Annotated in this window: 24 protein-coding genes; 12 read left to right on the top strand and 12 right to left on the bottom strand. The window is 63.4% G+C overall.

Features of this window, described 5'->3' with window-relative positions; translation table 11 throughout:
• Positions 1–104 precede the first annotated feature (104 nt).
• Both F6X37_RS15995 and F6X37_RS15990 read right to left on the bottom strand, forming a co-directional pair.
• On the bottom strand, positions 105–851 hold the full coding sequence (locus tag F6X37_RS15995) for a DUF899 domain-containing protein (RefSeq protein ID WP_184062095.1): 747 nt from the start codon (positions 849–851) through the stop codon (positions 105–107).
• Between the two features lie 89 nt (positions 852–940).
• Complete coding sequence (locus F6X37_RS15990; protein ID WP_410451371.1) at positions 941–2,335, bottom strand: NCS2 family permease; 1,395 nt, start codon at positions 2,333–2,335, stop codon at positions 941–943.
• A 444-nt stretch (positions 2,336–2,779) separates the two neighbouring features.
• Here F6X37_RS15990 and F6X37_RS15985 point away from each other — a divergent pair, with 444 nt between their 5' ends.
• The gene (locus F6X37_RS15985; protein ID WP_187612002.1) at positions 2,780–3,856 is read left to right on the top strand and encodes a PRC-barrel domain-containing protein; all 1,077 of its coding nucleotides are present in this window, start codon (positions 2,780–2,782) and stop codon (positions 3,854–3,856) included.
• Positions 3,853–5,100 (top strand): MFS transporter, encoded by a 1,248-nt coding sequence (locus F6X37_RS15980; protein ID WP_187612001.1) that lies wholly within the window; start codon positions 3,853–3,855, stop codon positions 5,098–5,100. Before F6X37_RS15985 ends, F6X37_RS15980 begins: the two co-directional genes overlap by 4 nt.
• Before the next feature lie 105 nt (positions 5,101–5,205).
• Here the strand turns inward: F6X37_RS15980 and F6X37_RS15975 are convergent, their stop codons facing one another.
• Entirely contained in the window at positions 5,206–5,409 is a 204-nt protein-coding gene (locus tag F6X37_RS15975) for a hypothetical protein (RefSeq protein ID WP_262419943.1), read from the bottom strand.
• A 140-nt stretch (positions 5,410–5,549) separates the two neighbouring features.
• Between F6X37_RS15975 and F6X37_RS15970 the strand changes: the two genes are divergently transcribed.
• From F6X37_RS15970 to F6X37_RS15930, 9 genes are all read left to right on the top strand, one after another.
• Positions 5,550–6,080: a substrate-binding domain-containing protein gene (locus tag F6X37_RS15970; protein ID WP_410451369.1), complete on the top strand. Its 531-nt coding sequence runs from the start codon at positions 5,550–5,552 to the stop codon at positions 6,078–6,080.
• Positions 6,081–6,196: 116 nt separating this feature from the next.
• The gene (locus F6X37_RS37960; protein ID WP_187612000.1) at positions 6,197–6,376 is read left to right on the top strand and encodes a DUF4148 domain-containing protein; all 180 of its coding nucleotides are present in this window, start codon (positions 6,197–6,199) and stop codon (positions 6,374–6,376) included.
• A 297-nt stretch (positions 6,377–6,673) separates the two neighbouring features.
• On the top strand, positions 6,674–7,054 hold the full coding sequence (locus F6X37_RS15960; RefSeq protein ID WP_090803944.1) for a DUF2946 domain-containing protein: 381 nt from the start codon (positions 6,674–6,676) through the stop codon (positions 7,052–7,054).
• Between the two features lie 106 nt (positions 7,055–7,160).
• The gene (locus tag F6X37_RS15955; RefSeq protein ID WP_187611999.1) at positions 7,161–8,054 is read left to right on the top strand and encodes a hypothetical protein; all 894 of its coding nucleotides are present in this window, start codon (positions 7,161–7,163) and stop codon (positions 8,052–8,054) included.
• Positions 8,055–8,072: 18 nt separating this feature from the next.
• A complete protein-coding gene (locus F6X37_RS15950) occupies positions 8,073–8,438 on the top strand; it encodes a copper resistance protein CopC (RefSeq protein WP_187611998.1) in 366 nt (121 codons plus the stop codon).
• 2 nt (positions 8,439–8,440) lie between these two features.
• Positions 8,441–9,346: a CopD family protein gene (locus F6X37_RS15945; RefSeq protein WP_187611997.1), complete on the top strand. Its 906-nt coding sequence runs from the start codon at positions 8,441–8,443 to the stop codon at positions 9,344–9,346.
• A 115-nt stretch (positions 9,347–9,461) separates the two neighbouring features.
• Positions 9,462–9,908 (top strand): copper chaperone PCu(A)C, encoded by a 447-nt coding sequence (locus F6X37_RS15940; RefSeq protein ID WP_244145121.1) that lies wholly within the window; start codon positions 9,462–9,464, stop codon positions 9,906–9,908.
• 270 nt (positions 9,909–10,178) lie between these two features.
• A complete protein-coding gene (locus F6X37_RS15935) occupies positions 10,179–10,448 on the top strand; it encodes a MoaD/ThiS family protein (protein WP_187612042.1) in 270 nt (89 codons plus the stop codon).
• An 83-nt stretch (positions 10,449–10,531) separates the two neighbouring features.
• The gene (locus F6X37_RS15930; RefSeq protein ID WP_187611996.1) at positions 10,532–11,680 is read left to right on the top strand and encodes a WD40/YVTN/BNR-like repeat-containing protein; all 1,149 of its coding nucleotides are present in this window, start codon (positions 10,532–10,534) and stop codon (positions 11,678–11,680) included.
• Positions 11,681–11,953: 273 nt separating this feature from the next.
• Here the strand turns inward: F6X37_RS15930 and F6X37_RS15925 are convergent, their stop codons facing one another.
• Entirely contained in the window at positions 11,954–12,277 is a 324-nt protein-coding gene (locus F6X37_RS15925; RefSeq protein ID WP_090803934.1) for a hypothetical protein, read from the bottom strand.
• A 392-nt stretch (positions 12,278–12,669) separates the two neighbouring features.
• Complete coding sequence (locus F6X37_RS15920) at positions 12,670–13,116, bottom strand: lipocalin-like domain-containing protein (RefSeq protein ID WP_187611995.1); 447 nt, start codon at positions 13,114–13,116, stop codon at positions 12,670–12,672.
• A gap of 317 nt (positions 13,117–13,433) precedes the next feature.
• Here F6X37_RS15920 and F6X37_RS15915 point away from each other — a divergent pair, with 317 nt between their 5' ends.
• On the top strand, positions 13,434–13,829 hold the full coding sequence (locus F6X37_RS15915) for a VOC family protein (RefSeq protein WP_187611994.1): 396 nt from the start codon (positions 13,434–13,436) through the stop codon (positions 13,827–13,829).
• 80 nt (positions 13,830–13,909) lie between these two features.
• Here the strand turns inward: F6X37_RS15915 and F6X37_RS15910 are convergent, their stop codons facing one another.
• The 7 genes from F6X37_RS15910 to F6X37_RS15880 all read right to left on the bottom strand — a co-directional run bounded on the left by F6X37_RS15910 (position 13,910) and on the right by F6X37_RS15880 (position 21,198).
• Positions 13,910–14,284: a BON domain-containing protein gene (locus F6X37_RS15910; RefSeq protein ID WP_187611993.1), complete on the bottom strand. Its 375-nt coding sequence runs from the start codon at positions 14,282–14,284 to the stop codon at positions 13,910–13,912.
• Positions 14,285–14,408: 124 nt separating this feature from the next.
• Positions 14,409–15,533 carry a porin gene (locus F6X37_RS15905; protein ID WP_090803927.1) on the bottom strand — a complete coding sequence of 375 codons (1,125 nt, stop codon included), beginning with the start codon at positions 15,531–15,533 and terminating at the stop codon, positions 14,409–14,411.
• Positions 15,534–15,624: 91 nt separating this feature from the next.
• Complete coding sequence (locus F6X37_RS15900) at positions 15,625–17,265, bottom strand: 3-(methylthio)propionyl-CoA ligase (protein WP_187611992.1); 1,641 nt, start codon at positions 17,263–17,265, stop codon at positions 15,625–15,627.
• Between the two features lie 229 nt (positions 17,266–17,494).
• Positions 17,495–18,331, bottom strand: coding sequence for an SDR family NAD(P)-dependent oxidoreductase (locus F6X37_RS15895; RefSeq protein ID WP_187611991.1), 837 nt, complete (start codon positions 18,329–18,331; stop codon positions 17,495–17,497).
• Between the two features lie 5 nt (positions 18,332–18,336).
• A complete protein-coding gene (locus tag F6X37_RS15890) occupies positions 18,337–19,614 on the bottom strand; it encodes an MFS transporter (protein ID WP_262419940.1) in 1,278 nt (425 codons plus the stop codon).
• 75 nt (positions 19,615–19,689) lie between these two features.
• On the bottom strand, positions 19,690–20,745 hold the full coding sequence (locus F6X37_RS15885; protein WP_187611990.1) for a 3-keto-5-aminohexanoate cleavage protein: 1,056 nt from the start codon (positions 20,743–20,745) through the stop codon (positions 19,690–19,692).
• A gap of 45 nt (positions 20,746–20,790) precedes the next feature.
• Positions 20,791–21,198, bottom strand: a complete 408-nt coding sequence (locus F6X37_RS15880; RefSeq protein WP_187611989.1) for a carboxymuconolactone decarboxylase family protein — start codon at positions 21,196–21,198, stop codon at positions 20,791–20,793.
• Between the last annotated feature and the right edge of the window lie 99 nt (positions 21,199–21,297).

Here is a 21,297-nt window from a genome sequence, read left to right as displayed (position 1 = left end):
GCGCCAGCTAGCGCGGCGCGCGCCCCTCGCCCCCTTCGTCGACCCGCTTCACCGCTTCACCGCTTCACCGCTTCACCACTTCACCGCTTCACCGCCTCACCGCTTCACACCGTGTACGATCCGCACGCCGGGCAAGCCGCGCGCGCGTGGTCGTCGTAGCGGTCGTGATGCCTGACCCAGTCGGTCAGATTACTGTTCTCGTTGCGGCCTTTCGGCGCGATGTCGAGAAGCGCGTAGATGTTCACGAAGCGCTCGTCGCCGCGTGCGTAGCATGAGTACGTGTGATACACGTCGCCGTTTGCGTCCTTGTAGAACACGCTGTGGCCGTGCTGTTCGTCGATGCCGACGTCCTGCTCGGTGAAGTTGTAGAACGCCTTTTTGCTCGCCAGTTGCTCCGGCGTGAACGACACGTGGTAGTCGAAATTGAAATCGCTGCCGCTCGACGACACCCACGGAAAGGTCCACCCCATGCGCCGTTTGAACGCGTCGATCTTCTCGAGCGGCGCGTGCGATACCGTCACATAGCTGACGTCGTGATGGACCAGATGCGTGAGAATGCCGCTCATATGGTCCGACAGAAACGAGCAGCCGACGCACCCCTCTTCCCAGTCCGGGCCCAGCATGAAGTGATAAACGATCAGCTGGCTGCGGCCGTCGAACAGCTCCGCGAGCGTCTTGCGGCCTTCCGGCGTATCGAACGTATAAACCTTGTCGACCTTGACCCACGGCAATTCGCGGCGCTTGCGCGCGAGTTCGTCGCCGGCGCGCATATGCGCTTTTTCGTCGGCGAGCAGCGCGCGGCTCGCGGCAAGCCACTCTTCCTGGCTGCCGATGCGATGTTGCGGTTCCATCTGCGTCTCCTTTCCTGCGGATGCAGGGCTTGACCTCAAGATTAAGGTTTAGAGACGCTGACGCGAAAGTCAAGGAGCCGCAACGAAACTCAGATCGCCCAGCCGCCGACATAAAACCCGACCAGCACGACTGCGATCGCCACGGTCCCGACATTGAGCTTGCGATACTCGCCGCTGACGACGCGTCCGATCACGAGCGTCGCGAAGCCGAGCATGATGCCGGTCACGATGTTCGCGGTCAGCACGATGAACACCGCGCACACGAGCCCCGCCATCGCGTCGACCATGTCGTCCATATGCAGCTTGCTGACGTTCGACAGCATCAGCAGCCCCACGTACATCAGCGCGGGCGCGGTCGCATACGAAGGCACCAGCGCGGCGAGCGGCGAGAAGAACATCACGACGAGAAACAGCAGGCCGACGACCGCCGCCGCCATCCCCGTCTTCGCGCCCGCCGCGACGCCGACCGTCGACTCGATATACGCGGCCGCCGGCGCGCCGCCGAGCAGGCCCGAGAAGATCGAGCTCAGCGAATCGGCGGTCAGCGCGCGGCCGCCGTTGATGATGCGGCCGTTTTCGTCGAGCTGCCCCGCCTGGCCCGCGACCGCGCGGATCGTGCCGGTCGCGTCGAACACGGCGGTCATCACGAGCGCGAGCACGCTCGGCAGCACCGCCATCGACAGCGCGCCCTTCACGTCCATCGCGCCGATCAGCGACGCATGCCCCGGCGCGCTCAACGACGGCACCGCGAAGATGCCGTGAAACGCCACGGCCGGATCGATCGCGAGCCCGATCGCCGAGATCGCGACGATCACGATCAGGATCGAGCCCGGCACGCGCCGCCGCACGAGCCCGACGATCGCGGCGAGTCCGGCGACCGACATCAGCGCCGGCAACGCCGCAATATTGCCGAGCGACACCGGCAGCCCCGCGCCCGGATTCTTGACCACGAGCCCGACGTCGTTCGCGGCGATCAGCAGCAGGAACAGGCCGATGCCGATCCCGGTGCCGTGCGCGATGCCGACAGGCAGGTTGCGCAAAATCCACGAGCGCACGCCGGTCACCGAAATCGTCGTGAACACGACGCCCATCAGGAACACCGCGCCGAGCGCAACGGTTGGATGCAGGCCCTTGCCGAGCACGAGGCCGAACGCGGTGAACGCGGTCAGCGAGATCGCGCAGCCGATCGCGATCGGCAGACGCGCCCACACGCCCATCAGCAGCGAGCCGAACGCCGTGGTCAGACACACGGCGACGAACACCGCGCTGGTATCGAAGCCTGCCTTGCCGAACATGCCAGGCACGACGAACACGGAATAGACCATCGCGAGGAAGGTCGTGATGCCGGCGACGATCTCCTGGCGCTGCGTGCTGCCGCGCGCGGAAATGTCGAAGTAGCGGTCGAGAAAGCCCTTACCGCGGAATGATTCGGTGTCGAAGGATTCGCTCGCGACGTCGGCATTCGCGAGGGCCTGGGGTTCCATCATGATGAGTGCCTCCTTTATCAGCGCGCTGAAACGGCCGCTAAAGCGGCCGTCATCAGGTTCGTCTCGTGGATTGGTTGGTGTGGGTAACGCTTTTCTGAGTCGAAATGTAGGTGAAGCGAACTATGTGTCCAATCGCATGAATGGCATGCCGGACATGTCGCGCGACTTATATCTTTTGCGCGACGGTCGCTCACGCGAGCGCTGCGCGCGTATACACCTACGGCATACGGGCAGCCGCGAAACGCGCCGAACCCACCCCGGCGATCGCGTTCCAGGCACGCGGCGTGCAGCGCCATACCGCCAGCGCATCGGCGAAACCGCCTGTAACGCAACCGGCGAAAGGCTGCCCGCGCGGCAGCGCAGGTTAAACTCTGGGCCGTACCCCATCCAACCGCGGCGGCTCATCGCGCCCGTCCGCACCTGCCCGTGGAGTTTTTCCTGATGACTGGCGGTTTTCCGCGCCCCGCCGGGCGCCTGCCGATTGTCCCGTTTGGACCGCTTGGATCGCTTCGCCCGCTCGATTCGCTTGATTCGCCTGATTCGCTCGATGTGCTTCGACTGTTCCGCTGGCTGTGCACCGTGGCCGCGCTGTTCGCGTTCGCCGCGCTGTCCGGCTGCAGCAGCCTGCTGTGGGGTACGCAGCAGGCGCCGATCGTCGATGCGACGGTGATGCCGGTCGAGCCGGCAAGCGCGCCGGTCGCGGCGTCCGCGCCCGAGCCGGTCGAGAGCGAGGCGAACGAGGGGCCCGAGGAGCCGAAGAAACCGAAGAAGCCGGTCGTGAAGCCGCACAAGGTCGAACCGCCGCCGCCCGTTGTCGTGCCGGCTCCGCCGCCTCCCCCGCCGCCGCCGCCGCTGATCGTGCTGCGCACGATCGAGCGCAGCGACGCGCGCGCGCTGCTCGACAGCCAGGTGCAGAAGCCCGACGGCAAGGTGGTCGGCCGCGCGGTCGACATGATCGCCGACGCAGCCGGCAAGCCGCGCGAGATGGTCGTCAATCTGCAGGGCTTCCTCGGCGTCGGCGACCGCAAGGTGAACTTCCCGTGGGGCGCGTTCCACTTCACGCCGACCGCGAAGGGGCCGCCGATCACGCTGAACCCGACGGCCGTGCCGAGCACCGCGAACAAATCGAACCCGCTGGAACTGCCGCTGCTCGATGCGACCGTCGAGCGCGCGAACGGCGCCAAGGTGGGCCGTGTGGTCGACGTGCTGATCGACGGCAACGCGCAGCCGCAGGCGATCGTCCTCGACGTCGGCGGCCTGGTCAGCCCCGACCGGCGCACGATCGCCGCGAACTGGTCGGCGCTGCGCTTCGTCACGCGCGACAAGGAACTGCATCCGCAGATCGATCTGAGCGACGCGCAGATCAACGCGACGCCGCTCTACGCGAGCGACAAGCCGATTCGCGCGGTGTCGCCGGCGCCGCCCGCGCAGCCTGCCGCCAGCGCCGCGCCGGCGGCCTCGGCGCCGCCGGCCGCGTCGTCGGCCGTCGCGGTTTCCAACGCACGGGCGGTCCGATGACGGTCCGTACTATGGTCACGGCGCGAAGTCTGCGCGCGCTCGATTGGCTCAACTTCTTCGTCGCCAACGTGCAGACGGGCTTCGGGCCGTTCATCGCGTCCTACCTCGCATCGCACAAATGGACCCAGGGCGAGATCGGCATGGTGCTGTCGGTCGGCACGATCAGCGCGATGGTCAGCCAGGTGCCCGGCGGCGCCGCGGTCGACGCGTTGCGCAACAAGAAAGCGGCGGCCGCGTGGGCGATCGGCGCGATCATCCTCAGCGCGATGCTGCTCGCGATCAGCCCGACCGTGCTGCCGGTGATCGCCGCCGAGGTGTTCCACGGCTTCGCGAGCTGCATGCTGACGCCGGCGCTCGCGGCGATCTCGTTCGCGCTGGTGGGTCGCGCGAATCTCGGCGACCGGCTCGGCCGCAATGCGCGCTGGGCGTCGATCGGCAGCGCGGTCGCGGCCGGTCTGATGGGACTGTTCGGCGAGTACTACTCGCCGCGCGCGGTGTTCGTCCTGACCGCGGGCCTCGCGGTTCCCGCGCTGATCGCGCTCGCGATGATCCAGCGCACCGACACGATCGAGCTGCCGCAAGCGGCGCCCACCCCCGAGCAGCTCGAGCGGCGCGAAAGCCTGCGCGAGCTGCTGCGCGACAAGCGCATGCTGCTGTTCGCCGCCTGCATCGTGCTGTTCCATCTGTCGAACGCGGCGATGCTGAACCTGGCCGCCGGCGAAGTGACGGCCGGCATGGGAGACAACGTGCAGCTCGTGATTGCGGCATGCATCATCGTGCCGCAGGCGATCGTCGCGATGATGTCGCCGTGGGTCGGGCGCTCGGCCGAACGCTGGGGCCGCCGGCCGATTCTGCTGCTCGGCTTCTCCGCGTTGCCGATCCGCGCGCTGCTGTTCGCGGGCATCAGCAGCCCCTATCTGCTCGTGCCGGTGCAGATGCTCGACGGCTTGAGCGCCGCGGTGTTCGGCGTGATGCTGCCGCTGATCGCCGCCGACGTCGCCGGCGACAAGGGCCGCTACAACCTGTGTATCGGCCTGTTCGGGCTCGCGGCCGGCATCGGCGCGACGTTGAGCACGACGGCGGCGGGCTTCGTCGCCGATCGTTTCGGCAACACGGTGAGCTTCTTCGGTCTCGCGGCGGCCGGTGCGCTCGCGGTGCTGCTGGTGTGGGCGGCGATGCCCGAGACGCGCGACGCGGCGACGGCCAGCAACGGCGATGGCGCGGCTGTGCCCGGTCGTGGATAGTCGGCGGCGAGGTGAGTCGCGCGAGCTGTATCAGCCGGGGCGTGGTCTGATGGCCGCAGTCGGATTACGTCGCAACCGGCTTGATCACTGCGGAAGTCAGGTGAGTCAGTCGGCGAGAAACACCTCTTCGCCTCGACCCAATGGCACGACGACGGGTCGCTGCACGACGGTCTCGATATCGACGTGCCGCCCCTCGCGCGACGAGCGTTCGAAGGCATCCAGCACCTCCAGCACGTGTAACGCCAGTTCGCCGCTCGCGCGATGCGGCCGACCTCGACGCAACGCCATGGCCATGTCCAGCACGCCCACAGCGCGCTCGATGCGGGCCGCATTGGGCGTGCCATTGGCGGGGCCGTGGCCGTGTTGCCCAGTCCGACCCGGCAGCCCGGCGCGAGGCGGCGAACGGCAAGCCATGGGTCAATTGCTCGGAATTCTTGCCCGGTAGTGACGTGCCTTATGTCAGCATCGACCACCGCCAGGCCGGTACGGATGCCGTGCAGTACCTCATCAACAAGGGCCACCGGCGCATCGGCTTCATCACCAGCGATGAGCGCTTCCTGTATGCGCGTCAGCGCCGCGAGGGCTATGACGCGGCACTACTGCGCGCCGGTCTCGCGCCTGCGCCCGAGCTTGTCTGCGTTACTGGCGACAATAGTTACGCCGCCGGAAGCCAGGCGGCGGCAAAGCTGCTGGCGGTGGTGGATCCACCGAGCGCCGTGTTCGCCGTGTCGGACACGTTGGCCATCGGCGCGATCAAGGGCTTTAGCAAAGCCGGCCGGCGGGTGCCGCACGACGTGGCGGTAATGGGCTTCGACGACGTGCCCATCGCTGGCATCTTCGAGCCGGGGCTGACGACCGTGGCCCAGCCCATGGTCGAGCTGGGCGCCGCGGCGGCCGAAATGCTGCTGGCGTTGCTCGACGGCCAACGCCCAGCGTCGCGCATCCTGCAGCATCAGCTGGTGCTGCGGGAGTCGGTTTGAGCGGTCGATCGGGAGAAGTAAAGATCTGCTTTGCCCACCGAGGTGGTTTGTAGCTGGCTCAGTTTTGGTGAGGTTGCCGACGCCGATGCATTTCGGCCACCTTGCTCCCACGGCCCATGAAATCGTTCGTTGAAGCTTTCGTGGTCGCCGTGGCTGGCGCCGTCGCTGTGGCGGTTTTTGCTCACTCGAGCCAGCCGAAGACCCATCAGCAAATGCTTGAAGAACTGGTTCAGATCGGAATTCCCGGCAACGCTCAACCTTTGCGCCGCAGTTGTTGCCCCTGTGGTATTTGTTGATTAAGGCTGATGACGCGACGAGCGTGAACATCCGCTGGCTACTGCGGAACCGCCGATAGAGCACGCGCGGGCGCACGCGAGCGAATGGCTGGAGATGGGCCGGCTACCACCCGATGCGCTCGGCTGTTGTCGACCCTCAGGAGTCAGTCAGGCGCGGCCTGCGAGCGTCTCATTCCAGGGCTACTTGAGATTTCCGGCAACGCGGCAAGCTGTCATAGGTCGATGCCTGCAAGTAACAACACATGGCATAATGCGCCGCATTCACCTTCACCAGACCAATATCGAATCGTCGGCCTTATGCTGAGCTGCTTCTGCCGGAAATTGGGCTCCTATCTGGGATTGCTGGCAATCCTGATGGCAACGCTCGCGCCGACGGTTTCACACGCACTGGCTGACCGCAACGAGGCTGGGCTTCCTTCAGCCTCGCTCTGCTCCGCACATTCGACTCCAGGCAATCCGCCGGGCAACGAGGACACCTCCCACTCGCTGGCTGCTCACTGGCATGCTTGCGGCTACTGCAACCTGATTGCGCACACGCCCGTACTGCCGAGCGTCCAGCCTGAATTTGCGGTCACGGTCTGGGCCATCCAGCATCGCGTTGCGACGCGGTTCGAGAGCATCCGTCGCGTCGAACCGCTGGCATCCGCCCAGCCGCGCGCGCCCCCCGTTTCATCCTGAATTGAGCCCTGGTGGCGATGCCGTGCACGAACGCATCGCCAGGCGTCGTCGTGTCTCTTCACAGACACGCGGCGGCGCGATGACGACCTCGATCAATGGATGAAACATGAATACCAATACCTTGCGCCATGGGAAACCCTTCTTCGCCACGGCAACGATCTCGTTCGCCGCAACTGCGCTCCTGCTCGCCTCATCGCCAGCCGCTGCCCATGCCATCGCGGGCGACCGCGTCTTTCCGTCAACGTTGGCTGTCGATGATCCAGGTGTCGGCGATGAAGCTAACTTCGAATACGGGCATCAGCGTGTTCCTGGAGACAACGGCGATCAAAGCATCAATACGTTCAGCTTCGAGTACGACAAGCTGATCACGTCAAGGCTTGCCCTGTCCGTCGACGGCGCTTACGTGATGCAGAACAATCCGACTGCGCGCGGGTTCGATAACTTTGGAGTCGGCCTGAAGTATCTGCTGTATGTGAACGCCCCGCACGAATTCATGACTTCAGTCGGGGTGCATGCGGAATTGGGTGGAACCGGCAGCCACGCGATTGCGGACAGCTTTTCGACCATCTCGCCGACGATCTACGTGGGCAAGGGTATGGGCGATCTGCCCGACTCACTGGCCTATCTCCGACCCGTTGCCATTACCGCCGAAGCTGGGCCTTCGTTGACCACCGGGGCCGGTCAGCCCAATTCTTTCGACTATGGTTTCACGGTCCAGTACAGCCTGCCCTATCTGCAGCAGCAGGTGCACGATTTCGGCTTGCCGCAGCCGCTCTCGAACATTGTTCCCATCGTCGAGTTTCCGCTATCGAGAAGTCAGGGCCAAACCACTGGCACAATCAATCCAGGGTTCATCTGGATCAACCGCTATGGCCAGTTCGGTGTCGAAGCCCAGATACCAATCAACAGCGCGAGCGGTTCGCATGTGGGCATCCTGGTACAGGCCCATCTTTTCTTCGACGATATTGCGCCGAAAACGCTCGGCAAGCCGCTGTTCTAACGTGTAAGGAGTCCTCTCATGAAACTGCACACGATTGCACGCGCGGCCATCGCCGCGCTGATGATCGCCGGCTGCAATCTCGCGCAGGCGCACGCCTACCCGACCCAGGAGGCGCCGGGGGCCGGTGCGACCGTCACGACCTCGCAGAAGGACGTGGCGATCGATTTCGACGATGGTCTGGAGCCCGCCTTCAGCTCGATCGCCGTCACCGACTCGGGAGGCAAGTCCGTGACGAGCGGCAAAGCTGCGGTTGACCCGTCGAACAGGAAGCACATGTCGGTAGGGCTAAATCCCCTCGTGCCGGGCGCCTATACCGTCTCGTGGGTCGCCGTTGCCGACGACGGCCATCGCACCCAGGGGCATTACACGTTCACGGTGAAGTAACGGTGGATCCGCTCGTCGTCGCCCAGATTGCACTGGCCGCGATGCAGGACATTCTGTTTGCCGTCGCTACCGGCGCTCTTGCATGCGGCGTCCTGGGCGCGCGTAGCGGATTGCCAGGGCAAGACACGACGCGAGTCTGGCGGACCGTCGCGTCAGTCGCACTCGCTCTCACCGCCCTGGCGTACCTCTGGCTTCAGGCCGCAATCATGAGCGGTTCGCCGCTCGGTGAAGCTGGTTCGGCTATCGCCCCAGTACTGACGCAGTCCCACTTCGGTAAGGCATGGTCGATCGGCGTTGCCGGCGCGCTGCTCGCGGCATTGAGTGGCCTCAAGAAAGAGCGCGGCTCAGCGCTCTTTGCTGCGGGGTTCGTCCTGTGGGTCGCGGGCAAGGCAGCCGCGAGCCATGCGGCCGACTCCGGCGACTTCTCGTGGCGTGAGGCGATTCACGTCGTCCATCTTTCCGCGACTGCGCTTTGGGCCGGCAGTGTCATCGTCGCCGCGATCCTGCTGCGCCGGCTCGAACGCGAACCAGGCCGTCCGCCCGGCCGGAGGGCTGCGTTCTGCTCGGCGCTGTCTCATCTGGCGACGGCTGCGCTCGTGTTTGTTCTCGTCACCGGTTTCTACAACGCCGTTCAGGACACGGCGCAGGCCAGCGCGCCGCTGTTGCGCACACACTGGGGCCGGTTGCTCGCCGCAAAGCTTGCATGTGTGGTCCTGGCGACATTGCTCGGCGGCTGGAACCGGATGGCGATTCTGCCCGATCTGCTCGTGCTTGCCGAGCGGAACGATCCGGACTACCCTGCCGCGCAACGCCGCTTCGACGGCGTTGTCTCTGTCGAAGCGCTCGTCATGCTAGCCATACTTGCGCTGGCTGCGGTGCTGGGCCATACGTCGCCGACGGGCGGATAGCGGAGCGACCATGTAGACATGCGACCGATATGACGATCGAGCGGCGCCCCGGTGCCGCGACGTACGTCCCGCCAACCCATCACATTTTCCTTAACGTAGAACAGGAGGTTATGCCATGCACCACCCCTTCTTCCGCCTGGCTATCGCGCTGCCGCTCGCGGCTGCTTCGCTAACCGCTTTCGCCGCTTCGTCGGGCGCCATGATGGTGTCCGACTGCTGGATCCGCTCGATGCCGGGCGACGTGCCGTCCGGCGGCTACTTCAAGCTGATGAACATGGGAGACAAGCCCGTCGATCTCGAAGGTGTTAGCACCGATGCGTTCGGGATGTCCATGCTGCATCAGACGCAGACTACCGGGAGCACGTCGAAGATGGTCATGGTCGACAAGGTGACCGTCCCGGCCAACGGGACACTCGCGTTCGCGCCGGGGGGGTATCACGTGATGTTCGAGAAGGAAAAGAAGCCGCTGACGGTCGGTTCGACGGTTCCCGTCACGTTCAAATTCAGTGACGGGGAGAGTATCGTCGGGCAATGCGCAGTGAAGAGCGCAACCGGCCAGTAATGACGCTTGCAGCCCGCGCGAAATCGATCGCGAGACTTGAGAACGCGGGCTGCAACGATTCGGGCAAGCGGCGAACGTTTGTATCTGGTCAATGATGCTCGATGCGTTCGGCGGCACGCGACCCCGAGCCGACTTTCGGACTCGCGACACCGCAACGGCCGCTTCGGAGGCGCAACCTGTCGTCTGTTGTATGGCGATGCCCCGAAGCACCCGGCGGATCGTCTAAACTGCAGAATCGACGAACAGGCCATTCCCGCTCGGCTACCCGCCATGGCGCACATCTTCTTCGCTGCTTCGATTCAACGGCATATCGCAACGCCCGAGCGCGAGATCGACGCGGGCACGCTCGGCGAAGCACTGAAGGCCGTCTTCGCCGCGCAACCTCGACTGCGCGGCTACATCCTTGACGATCAGGGCTCACTGCGAAGACATCTCGCCGTGTTTGTCGACGGCCGGCCGGTGCGCGACCGACAACATCTGTCCGATGCGCTCGGCGAGGAAAGCCGGGTTTACGTCATACAGGCGTTGTCGGGCGGATAAGAAGGTTCCACTCTTACTCGAGCTTTGCATGGGACCAGAGTAAGCGCTAAAGCGCCAACTCGGGTCGACAGGAGACACTCCACATGAGCGATCGATTGCTTGTTGCAACCCGCAAGGGATTGTTCGTTCTGCAAGCCGACGGCGAGGGCGGCTGGACGCTCGGTGAGCCGTATTTCGTCGGCGAGCCGGTGAGCATGGTGCTGCCTGATCCGCGCGACGGTTCGCTGTATGCCGCGCTCAATCTAGGCCACTTCGGCGTGAAGCTGCATCGCCGGCGCGCGGGCATAGAGGATTGGGAAGAGTGCGCGGTCCCCGTCTACCCGCCGCAGCCTGCCGACGAGACGCATGCCGGTGACGGCGCGGACACGAGCGCGGACAATGCGAGCGCCGCCGTGCCCAGCCCGCCGGCTCCTGCCTGGACGCTCCAGCAAATCTGGTCGCTCGAAACCGGCGGCCCGGACGAGCCGGGCGTCCTGTGGGCCGGCACGATTCCCGGCGGGCTCTTCCGTTCCGACGACGGCGGCGACACATGGCTGCTCAACCGGGCGCTGTGGGATCGCCCGGAGCGCCGAGAATGGTTCGGAGGCGGCTACGACGCGCCGGGCATCCATTCCGTGATGGTCGATCCGCGCGACAGCCGGCACGTGACGATCGGCGTGTCGTGTGGCGGCGTCTGGCAAACCGCCGACGGCGGCGCGACCTGGCGCGTTAGTGCCGAAGGCATGGAGGCCGACTACATGCCGCCGGAGCGGCGCGGCGATGCCAACGTGCAAGACCCGCACCGCGTCGTGCAATGCGCCGCAAATCCAGAAGCGCTGTGGACGCAGCATCACTGCGCGATCTTCCGCTCGACCGACGGCGCGGCGCACTGGCAGCGGATCGAAGCGCAGCCATCGAGCTTCGGCTTCGCGGTTGCCGTGCATCCGCGCGAGCCGGACACCGCGTGGTTTGTGCCCGCCGTGAAAGACCAGTGCCGGATCCCGGTGGACGGCCAGTTCGTCGTCACGCGCACACGCGACGGCGGCCGCACGTTCGAGCGTTTCTCGAACGGGTTGCCGCCTGCACCGGCGTATGACCTCGTGTATCGGCACGGGCTCGCTGTAGATGACTCCGGCACGCGCCTCGCAATGGCGTCGACCACCGGCGCGCTATGGACGTCCGACGACGGCGGCGAAAGCTGGCATTTGATTTCAGCGCATTTGCCGCCTGCTTATTGTGTTCGGTTTGGATGAGGGCGCGGGGCGGACTGGTGAGACATGAAACGCCTACATTGCCATTCATGCGCCGGACATAGCCTGAATGCGTGCATCGGCGTGATGGATCGATACTTCGAGCCGTACGCGCCGGTGAACCGATTTGTGTAGCTCGGCTTGTCGCAAGAGACCTTTTGACACTTCGCCGAACGTCTGATCAGCACCAGCAGTCACGCGGACGCTCCTGCGCGAGAGACAGCTTTTGGCGGAGGACGCAGCTACTACGGCGTCAAGGCGTGCGAGTCTTCAGTGCTACTTTTCCGCCTTTTTCTCCTCGTCTGCTGTACGTAGTGCTGCGTTAGCTGTGACCAGCAGTTTCGCATCGTGGTCCTGGACTGCAGCGTCAACCGTGTCGAACGCTTTCTTAAGATCCTTTTGTGCCAGCTTTGTCGCGCTTCCATTTTCCAAAATGGTTTCCGCTTCCTTTCTCAGGCGCTTAACTAGTTTCGCGGCGCATCTGGTGTCGAGCGTCCCATTGATGACGAATTCACTGATGTAATTCGCCAGCGCGGCCAGCGTCGCAGCGGTCGACTCATTCGCGCCACTCTTACCGCTCGTTTCGGACTTCTTGCTCATCAGGACTCTCCCGTTAGGACACACTTCCGCAATGCAGGACCAGCGCTACGCTCACGGTCGGTGTCGCATGAAATGGTGACAGATTTCGAGCGAAAATAAGACGGTTTTTTTGGATGAAGAGGCGCTGTCATATCGCAACGTTCGGATATCGGTCGGCGGATTCAACCGGTCGATGCAATAGTTCGATGGAACCGCTTGCCGGCCCGCAGCGGAGGATCGTCGCAAGTCGACCCGTGCGGTCCTTCGCCACCGCCGCAAGCAGTCGTTGCCAATCTGCGAAAACAGACGCCCATTCAAAACGCTCGCTCCAACACGCGCAAAGCGCGCGGAAGGGAGTGGTCGCCTCTCGTGTGTGTCAAGTATGGGTTGAGAACGCCCGGCGTGCTTCCACTCTACTCGACCTTAACCCAGACCAACACGGAAGTGCTTTCCTTGCCAGTTAATGGGTTCCTGTCGGGCAGCGTCTTAATGTACAAGTACTTGCCGTCGATTCTGAACTGACGCACTTGGGTCGTTCCTGTCCACGACTGGTTCCACGATGCATCAATACGATGACTAACCCTGTCGCCCTCTATGCTGTAGGTCCCCGCGTATGAGCTAAACCCGCTGTAGAGATCGACGCGTTCGGCGTCGGTAGGAACCAGATCGGATGGCGCCTTTCGTCCCTCATTGACCAGAATTGCGTACATCCGGCCGTCGGGACCATAGCTGAGATAACCGCTTGGGCGAGCGCCGAACAAATCGGTCTTCTGGCCGGTGGCCAGGTCTTCAGTCGTGAAGGACTGTAGCTTCCACGTTCCTAGCTGCGCACCGGTGCAGGTCTGTCGCTCATGTGCCATAGCTTCCACCCTTCCAAGACAAATACACCGTGTGGCCTGAAACTGAGTCGAGCTCTTAGATGACGCTCATTCTGGTATCTCGGATCTGACTTTCCGTCCTCCGATTCTGGCGACACTACTCGCAGTCGTTCACCAGATCAATCAATCTCGCGTGACCGGAATCGTCCGCTTACGAGAAATTTCCGAGGCCGCTGCATAGTTCCGCTTCTGGCCGACGAACCGAGCCGGATGCCGATTCGGCCGAGTTCGCCCCCCTTTGCGGACATCCGGCGCCCGGAGGACAATGCCCTTGCGAATCTCTTCCGAGGCTGCCCAAGATGGCTAAATTTCAGCCCGATGGATGGCGTACCGTCACGCCCCGAATCGTCGTACGGGATCCGGAAAACCTGATCACATTCATCAAGATGGTGTTTCAGGCACAGGGCGAATTCCGTCACGGGCGGCCTGCCGAAATCATGATCGGCGATTCCGTCGTGATGGTTAGCGGCGCAGACGGCCTTCGCGATCCGATGCCGGCATTTCTGTATGTCTACGTCGAGGACGCCGATTCGACCTACCTGCGAGCGATTGCGGCGAATGCGATCTCACTCGAAGTTCCGACCGACATGCCATACGGCGACAGGCGAGCAACGGTAAGAGATCCGTGGGGAAACACATGGCAGATTGCCACACATCAGCGCGACCTCTGTGCTGCCGAGATCCGTTCAAGGTAGGGCGTTACTGACGTCGTAGGCAGAGCGGTGTCGCTTCGGTGCAAGCCTGGCAGCGGTCCGGACTTACTTAGGATGACCACTTACTGGCCGAATACGCGTTTGAGTGTCAGATTGTTTTTCACGGTTGTCACGCCCGGCACGGCTTCGGCAACCCCGGCCGCCCTGTCGATCTGCGCTGCATCGGGCACCGTGCCAAACAGCGTCACCGCGCCACCTCTCGCACGGACACTGATGTTTGAAGCACTGATCTCCTTGTCCTTCATGAGCGCAGCGCGTACCTTCCTGCCGAGCGCGCGATCAGCCTGTCTGGAGCTCGCCGAAGCGCCGCTGCCCGGCGACGCCATGACGGTTGACGCTGGCCCACTGCCCGATTCGCCAGGCTGGGACCATGCATTGATCCATGTCGTCACGATCAGTGCGCCGACCGCCAGTTTGAGTGCCCTGATTACCTTCATTGCTTTCTCCAGTCTTCCTAAGTCTTGCGGGATCCCCGTTGGAATCGCTGTTCTGCTACCGCGTGGCGAGCCGGCACGCTTCACCGGCCAGAGGTCTTCATTTCGAGCCCAATACGGAGGATCCCTAGAAGTAGTGGCGTATCCCGAGCATGACCGCCGTCGTCCCGAGGCCCGGCGCGACGGGCTGGCCGTACGTAATCGTCTGCGTCATATCTCCGTGGTTGTTCACCCAACCCACCTGGCCATAGAGCAAAGTGGCCTTGGACAGACTGTATTCGGCGCCTCCGGCGACCTCGAGCGATTTGTTGGCCGAATTGTTCGCGTCCTTCAGGTAATACACGCCACTGGTGAGCTTGAATGCCGGTGAGAACTGATAGCCGAGGCCGGCCGAATACAGGTCGAGGTTGACCAGATTCGCGTGCGCCGGATTCCTGCCGTTGGAATATGACGCGGAAATGGAGAAGGCGTGATAGGTGTACAGCGCCCCGAGGTAGTAGAGGCGGTTGTTGGCGAGTCCGGTGGGCACCGTCGTCGGTCCGGGATTGGTGTCGTGACCGTTGTAGTAGACGGCTCTCAGATTGAGGCCATAGTTCGAGTATTTGAGCACGGCGGACTCGCGCGTGCCGCCCTGGAAGCTGCCTGCCACACCGCCGGGCGCATATTCGAGCGCTGCGGACACGCCGGCGAATGTCGGCGACTCGTAGACGATCGCATTGCTGTCGTACAGCGCGCCGATCGGTCCGTTGGTGCTGGTGCCGGACCAGCCTGCGGCCTGGTTCATGCCCAGCCATGCCGTCAGGATGCTGCCGAAATACTGGCCCGCCCGCACGTCGGTATCGGCCATCGCGTAGGCCATCGGCACGATCTGGCGACCGAAGTTCACCGTACCGAACGGTCCCGACACGCCGAGCGTCGCGAACTGGTTGAACTGCGCCACCGCGCCCGGCGTATCCGCCAGGCCGAACTTGCCGGTGCCGCTGTCGAACGACCCCTGCAGCTTGAAGTTGACGTGATAGCCGCCGCCAATGTCCTCGGAACCCTTGAGCCCCCAGATACTCGCGTAGATCCCGCCGTCCTTGTAGCGATATACCTTGCCCAGATTCTTCGCCGTCGGGCTGAACGAGGCCGCCGAGGTACTTTGATATAGCAGACCGGAATCCACGACGCCGTACAGCGTCACCGACGACTGCGCATAGGCCGGACTTCCAAGGACGGCCACCGCGGCCGCAGCTACCCATTTCAGTTTCATTGCGTCTCCAGTTTTGTTGCTTTAATCCACCCGTAACGACGTACGTTCAAGACGTACGTTCAATACTCAACACGCCAGGCCACCTGCTTCCTTAAGTCGGCAACAGATAGTCCTGAAACGCTTCGCGCAGCTGGTTCTTCAGCACCTTGCCGGTAGCGCCAAGCGGCACCGCATCGACAAATACGACTGCATCCGGCGTCCACCATTTCGCGATCTTTCCTTCGAAGAACGCCAGCAATTCTTCGGCTGTGACCTGTGCACCGGGCTGTTTCACGGCGACAAGCAGTGGCCGCTCGTCCCACTTCATATGCTTCGCCGCAATGCAGGCCGCGCTCGCTATCGCGGGATGCGCGGCTGCGAGGTTCTCGATCTCGATCGAGCTGATCCACTCGCCGCCGGACTTGATCACGTCCTTGCTGCGATCGGTGATCTGCATGAAGCCGTCGGCGTCGATGGTCGCGATATCGCCGGTCGGGAACCAGCCATGCGCGTCGGCATCGATCCGCAGCGGGTTGCCACCTTCATTGCGGAAGTAGTTGCGCACCACCCATGGGCCACGCACCAGCAGATCGCCCGAGCTCACGCCGTCCCATGGCAGTTCCTGGCCGTTCTCACCGAGGATCTTCATATCGACGCCAAATACCGCGCGCCCCTGTTTGGATTGCAGGGCGCAACGGTCTTCCGGACCCAGTGCGAGGTGCCTTGCTTTCAACGCGCCGATGGTCCCGAGCGGACTCAGTTCGGTCATGCCCCATGCGTGCAGGACCTCCACGCCATACCCATCCTGGAACGTGTGAAGCATTGCGGGCGGGCAGGCTGCGCCGCCAATGACGGTGCGCTTCAGGGTCGAGAAGTTCAGGCCACCTTGCTCGAGCCAGGTCAGCAGGCCTTGCCATACTGTCGGCACACCAGCCGCGAAGGTGACCTGCTCGGCTTCGACGAGCTCGTAGAGCGCTTGGCCGTCCAACCCGGGGCCGGGGAAAACCAGCTTGGCCCCGACCATGCACGCGACATACGGAATGCCCCACGCATTGACATGGAACATCGGCACGACCGGCAGGATCACGTCGCGCGCCGAGCAGTTCAGCGCATCCGGCAGTGCGGCAGCGAAGGTGTGAAGCAGCGACGAGCGATGCGAGTAGAGGACGCCCTTCGGGTTGCCGGTGGTACCGGACGTGTAGCACAGCGCACAGGCGGTATCCTCGTCAAAATTCGGCCACACGTAGGTCGACGAGCTGCGCTCGAGCAGATCTTCGTAGCACAGCAGGTTGGCAATGCCGGTATCCAGCGGCATATGCGCGAGGTCGGTCATCGCGATAAACGCCTTGACAGTCTTGCAGCGGCCGGCAATGGCCTTGACCAGCGGCAGGAACGTCAGATCGAAGAACAGGACCTGATCTTCCGCATGGTCGACGATGTAGGCGATCTGGTCTGCGTGCAGGCGCGGATTGATCGTATGCATCACTGCGCCCATGCCGGATATGCCGTAGTACAGCTCCATGTGGCGATAGCCGTTCCAGGCGAGGGTGCCGACACGGTCGGACGGCCTGATGCCCAGACTCGTGAGCGCATTGGCCATCTGTCGCGCGCGCCGGTGACAGTCGCGGAAGGTGTAGCGATGGATGTCACCCTCTACCCGCCGCGACACGATCTCCGTATCCCCATGATGGCGATCGGCATGCACGATCAGCGAGGAAATCAGCAACTGCTTTTGCAGCATCAAACCGTTCATTTCGTCCGTCCATTCTTTAATGCAGAGTCACGAGCCGACATCGCCCACGGCAGCATTCGAGCCATTGGGCACCTGCGGTCTTTTACCGCCGGTCAGTCGTCTTTTGTCAAAGCCGATCTCCAGAAGCGTTCACAATCCTATTCGCAGAACTGATTGTTATGGCAGATGCTGAAGAGGTCGATGCAAGGATTTTCAGGCGTGATCGCTTCAGGTCACGCGGCGCATCCGGTCATATCACCACGCCGCCATTCGGGCTGATCACCTGGCCGACCAGGTAGTGGTCGCCGGCCAGATAGGTCACCGTCGAGGCGTATTCCTCCATCGTGCCCAGGCGTCCGGCTGGCACCACTTGCCAGAACTGGTTGCGCCTTTCCTCACCGGCGGCTTCGAAGTATTCCGTGAATTCGGGAGTGGCCACCCCCCCTGGCGCCATCGCGTTGACGAAGATATTGGCACCCGCGACTTCGGCTGCGACCGACTTCGTGAAGGCAACCACCGCGCCCTTGGTGGCGCTGTAGTGCGGGCTATGGGCGCTCATGGCCGAGATGCCCGCAATCGACGCGATGTTGATGATCCTGCCGTCGCGCTGCGGCTGCATCAGCCTGAGCGCTTCGCGGGTGCAGTAAAAGAGGCCGTGCACGTTGACGTCCCAGTAACGATGCCACTCCTCGTCGCTGATGCTGCTGGTGAAAGCCAGCGATTGCCGCTGCACGGGCGTGGTGAGATAGGCGTAATGCCTGTTGCGGCGCGCCGTATCGATCGGCGTGTTCGGCACGAGCGCGGCGTTGTTGACGAGAACGTGCAACGTCCCAAAACGCTCGACGATCGCGGCGAACAGGTTGGCGACTTCGCTGCTGGACGAGACGTCGCAGCGCAGCGCCAGACACGGCGCGCCGGCCGCTTCCACGGCAGCGCGCGTTTCTTCGAGGGCCGGCATGTCGATATCGCAGATCGCGACCCGTGCACCGGCGCGCGCCAGATCCACGGCGATGGCACCGCCCATCCCGCGACCGGCACCGGTGACGAGGGCGACACGCCCTTCCAGATTCCGACGTTGGTCTTGCATGTCCATTACCTCACAGGTTGTATGTTGTGCAGCGCGAGCGCACGCTGCCTGCGCGAGGCGCGCGCCGCGAGGGCGAAAAACAGCGCTGAACTGATCGTCAGCACGTCAGTGGCGATCAGGACACCCGTCAGCGGAGCGGTGGCGCCAGCCTTGATGAAATGGTCGGCGGCCATCCCGATGACCACGGTGCCGATGGCAAGGGCGAATACGTTGATCGAGAGCATCGTGAAACCGAAGATCGTCGAGCGCATCTTCTGGGGTGCCATGCTCATGATCGCCGCCGCCCCCGGGCCGTACACCGCCAGCGGCAGGAAGAATCCCGCGCACATGCCGATGTAGAACAGCGGCGAACTGACCGGGACGAAACGACAGGCCAGCATCAACGGTGCGCAGATCACGACAAGGAGCGCCATGAAGCTGGCGTGTCCGCCGCGCAGTTTGCTCGCCACACGATCGCCCATGACGCCACCCATCACCGCGCCCAGCGTGCCGAACACCAGTTGTAGCGCGCCGATCCTGGTGGCAATGCCAGCCGCGTTCATGCCGCGCTCGTTGACGAGCCACAACTGCGAGAAGGAAAAGCTGGCAAAAACGAGGTGTACCAGTACGAAACCAACGATCACGAAGCCCAGCGCACGGTTGCTGCCGACGGTGCGCAACACCGCGAGCGCCTGGGCTACGAACGGTGCGCCGCGTTCCTGCGGTGCGAGCTGGCTACGGTCTTCCTTGAGCAGCGCGAGCGGCAAGGCAACGGCGACGCCGATGATGCCAAGGACATAGAACGTGGTCCGCCAGCCATGCGTGGCGCCAAAGCTGCCGGCGAGCAGGAAACTGCAGCCGACGCCCATGGGTATCCCCATGAAGAACAGCCCCATTGCCGTGCCTCGTCGCTTCTCCGAGAAGAGTTCAGCCAGCAGGGCCACCGCGGCAGGTACCAGCGCCGCCTCGCCGCTGGCAACGAAAAAGCGCGCCACCACCATCTGCTCAAAGCTCTGGGCATGGCCCGAGGCCAGCGTGCAGGCGCTCCAGATCAGCACGCCGGCGGCGATGACCCGGGTGCGGCTGAAGCGGTCCGCAAGGGTGCCCATGAACATCGCCATCACGCCGAAGCTCAGCACCCATACCGCGCCGACCAGAAAGCCGTATTGCGTGTTGCTGAGTGCCAGGTCTTTAATGATCTGCGGCGAGAAACCGAGCAACATATTGCGGTCGATGTGGGCCAGCAGGTGGATCACCAGTAGCGATGCCAGAACCGCAGAGGGGCTTTTCTTCCAGAACATCATCTGTCTCCATGCCTGAGAGGGTTCAGAGCGAGGCGCAACGCCATACGCTGCCGCGTTGCGCCCCGTTATCCCCGCTCAGGCGACCTTGCGTGCCGGCACGTCGCGCCGGCCGGACGTGCGATTAGGTACCATGCGCAGGTTGTCCAGCGTCTCGTCGACCGAACCCCACCGGGTGCCGATCTGGTAGATGCGGTGGGCATCCTCGCCGCTCGCGATGTCGCGATTGAGCTCGCGCGCAATGCGCACCATCTGCTCGATCTGCTGCACTGAAGTCGCCCGCTCGCCGTTCGGGCCGAACAGCGTGTCTTCGATACCGACCCGTACATGCAGGCCCAGCGCAATCGCCAGCGTATTCATCGGCACCACGTTCCGGTTCAGCGTTTCGAACGTAAGCACCGCGCCCTCCGGGGTGCGGCGGGCAAACTCGATCATGTCGGCGGGATGCAACCCGGCCGCGCCGCCGCCAATTGCCACGTAATTGATATTCAGCGGACCGCTATACGCACCGTTGCGAATCAGACGCTCGACCGTTTCGAGTTGCGTCAGATTCCCCAGCATGAACTGCGGCTGGATGCCGTTGGCGACGAGACGCCTGATGTGTTCGACGTGCCATGAGGGATTGGACGGCACGATCATGTCGCGATAGGCAGCCTGCAGCGCCGGGTTCATGAGCGAGGTACCCGCGATGTCGGCCTCGGTCATCAACTCCATCACGTTCATCTGGCTGGTGTTGATTGCGACGGTGACCTGATCCGGACGGGGGTTCAACTCCGCGAGCATGTGACGTGTGTCATCGTTTTGCCATTGGGCCGCTTCGCCTTCATTCTCCGGCGCGAATGAGATCGAGCCGCCGACCTGCAGCACCATCTTCGGCACCGCATCGCGCAGACGGGCAAGCATGTCGTTGAACTTCGACAGGCGCTTGCTGCCCTTGCCGTCCTCCTCGCGCACGTGCACGTGCAGCACAGTCGCGCCTGCGTTGTAGCAGTCGACGGCCTTCTGCACCTGCTCGTCCATCGTGACCGGGATATCGTCCGAATCGCCGGGGATCCATTGCGGCCCATAGGGCGCCACCTGGATCACGAGTTTTTCCTGGTTTTCAGGCAGCAGGGAGTCGTCAAGGAAATGCATGGTCTGTGTTCCTCTTTGAAAATTAATGAAGTGACGGCGCTGACGTCAGGCAACGGCCTGCGCAGCGTCGACGTTTGCCTTCTCGAAGGCGGCCAGTTCTTCCAGCAGGATCGGCGCGCCGAGACTGGAGGAATGAATGCCGAGGACGCTGACCGCCTGTAAGACCGCAGCGATTTCTTCCCTGGTGGCGCCCAGTTCGAGCGCGCGGCGGATGTGACGGCGTGTGCCCGGCGCATACATATGAGTGCAGGACGCGTCGACCGCGATGGCGAGGAACTCCAACACCTTCGGTTCCAGCACACCCGACATCACGGTGTGCATGCCCATCGCCATGAATTTCTCGGCCCAGACAGGATCGAGTTCTGCAATCGCATCCCAGGCGGGATTCCAGTTGCCGGTTGCGCGCAGCTGATCGCAGACCGGGGTCGCGCTGCGGCTCGTCTCATTGCTCATTGTTTCGCCTCCTCTCGAACTTCTCGAATTCCGTACGCGTTGGTCATCACGCGTCTCTGGAGGCAAGTATCGGATACTGGCAAATAGCGGTTTGACAGA

Origin of the sequence: Paraburkholderia sp. 31.1 (assembly GCF_014397645.1) — a bacterium.
GTDB classification, from domain to species: Bacteria; Pseudomonadota; Gammaproteobacteria; order Burkholderiales; family Burkholderiaceae; genus Paraburkholderia; species Paraburkholderia tuberum.
This window is presented reverse-complemented; position numbering and strand designations above follow the sequence as displayed.

Coding starts and splice junctions, on each gene's coding strand:
- F6X37_RS15890 (WP_262419940.1), bottom strand. CDS start 19,614: ATGATGTTCTGGAAGAAAAGCCCCTCTGCGGTTCTGGCATCGCTACTG.
- F6X37_RS15950 (WP_187611998.1), top strand. CDS start 8,073: ATGAAACTGCACACGATTGCACGCGCGGCCATCGCCGCGCTGATGATC.
- F6X37_RS15920 (WP_187611995.1), bottom strand. CDS start 13,116: ATGGCACATGAGCGACAGACCTGCACCGGTGCGCAGCTAGGAACGTGG.
- F6X37_RS15895 (WP_187611991.1), bottom strand. CDS start 18,331: ATGCAAGACCAACGTCGGAATCTGGAAGGGCGTGTCGCCCTCGTCACC.
- F6X37_RS15980 (WP_187612001.1), top strand. CDS start 3,853: ATGACGGTCCGTACTATGGTCACGGCGCGAAGTCTGCGCGCGCTCGAT.
- F6X37_RS15955 (WP_187611999.1), top strand. CDS start 7,161: ATGAATACCAATACCTTGCGCCATGGGAAACCCTTCTTCGCCACGGCA.
- F6X37_RS15925 (WP_090803934.1), bottom strand. CDS start 12,277: ATGAGCAAGAAGTCCGAAACGAGCGGTAAGAGTGGCGCGAATGAGTCG.
- F6X37_RS15940 (WP_244145121.1), top strand. CDS start 9,462: ATGCACCACCCCTTCTTCCGCCTGGCTATCGCGCTGCCGCTCGCGGCT.
- F6X37_RS15915 (WP_187611994.1), top strand. CDS start 13,434: ATGGCTAAATTTCAGCCCGATGGATGGCGTACCGTCACGCCCCGAATC.
- F6X37_RS15905 (WP_090803927.1), bottom strand. CDS start 15,533: ATGAAACTGAAATGGGTAGCTGCGGCCGCGGTGGCCGTCCTTGGAAGT.
- F6X37_RS15910 (WP_187611993.1), bottom strand. CDS start 14,284: ATGAAGGTAATCAGGGCACTCAAACTGGCGGTCGGCGCACTGATCGTG.
- F6X37_RS15935 (WP_187612042.1), top strand. CDS start 10,179: ATGGCGCACATCTTCTTCGCTGCTTCGATTCAACGGCATATCGCAACG.
- F6X37_RS15900 (WP_187611992.1), bottom strand. CDS start 17,265: ATGAACGGTTTGATGCTGCAAAAGCAGTTGCTGATTTCCTCGCTGATC.
- F6X37_RS15995 (WP_184062095.1), bottom strand. CDS start 851: ATGGAACCGCAACATCGCATCGGCAGCCAGGAAGAGTGGCTTGCCGCG.
- F6X37_RS15930 (WP_187611996.1), top strand. CDS start 10,532: ATGAGCGATCGATTGCTTGTTGCAACCCGCAAGGGATTGTTCGTTCTG.
- F6X37_RS15880 (WP_187611989.1), bottom strand. CDS start 21,198: ATGAGCAATGAGACGAGCCGCAGCGCGACCCCGGTCTGCGATCAGCTG.
- F6X37_RS15990 (WP_410451371.1), bottom strand. CDS start 2,335: ATGGAACCCCAGGCCCTCGCGAATGCCGACGTCGCGAGCGAATCCTTC.
- F6X37_RS15885 (WP_187611990.1), bottom strand. CDS start 20,745: ATGCATTTCCTTGACGACTCCCTGCTGCCTGAAAACCAGGAAAAACTC.
- F6X37_RS15985 (WP_187612002.1), top strand. CDS start 2,780: ATGACTGGCGGTTTTCCGCGCCCCGCCGGGCGCCTGCCGATTGTCCCG.
- F6X37_RS37960 (WP_187612000.1), top strand. CDS start 6,197: ATGAAATCGTTCGTTGAAGCTTTCGTGGTCGCCGTGGCTGGCGCCGTC.
- F6X37_RS15960 (WP_090803944.1), top strand. CDS start 6,674: ATGCTGAGCTGCTTCTGCCGGAAATTGGGCTCCTATCTGGGATTGCTG.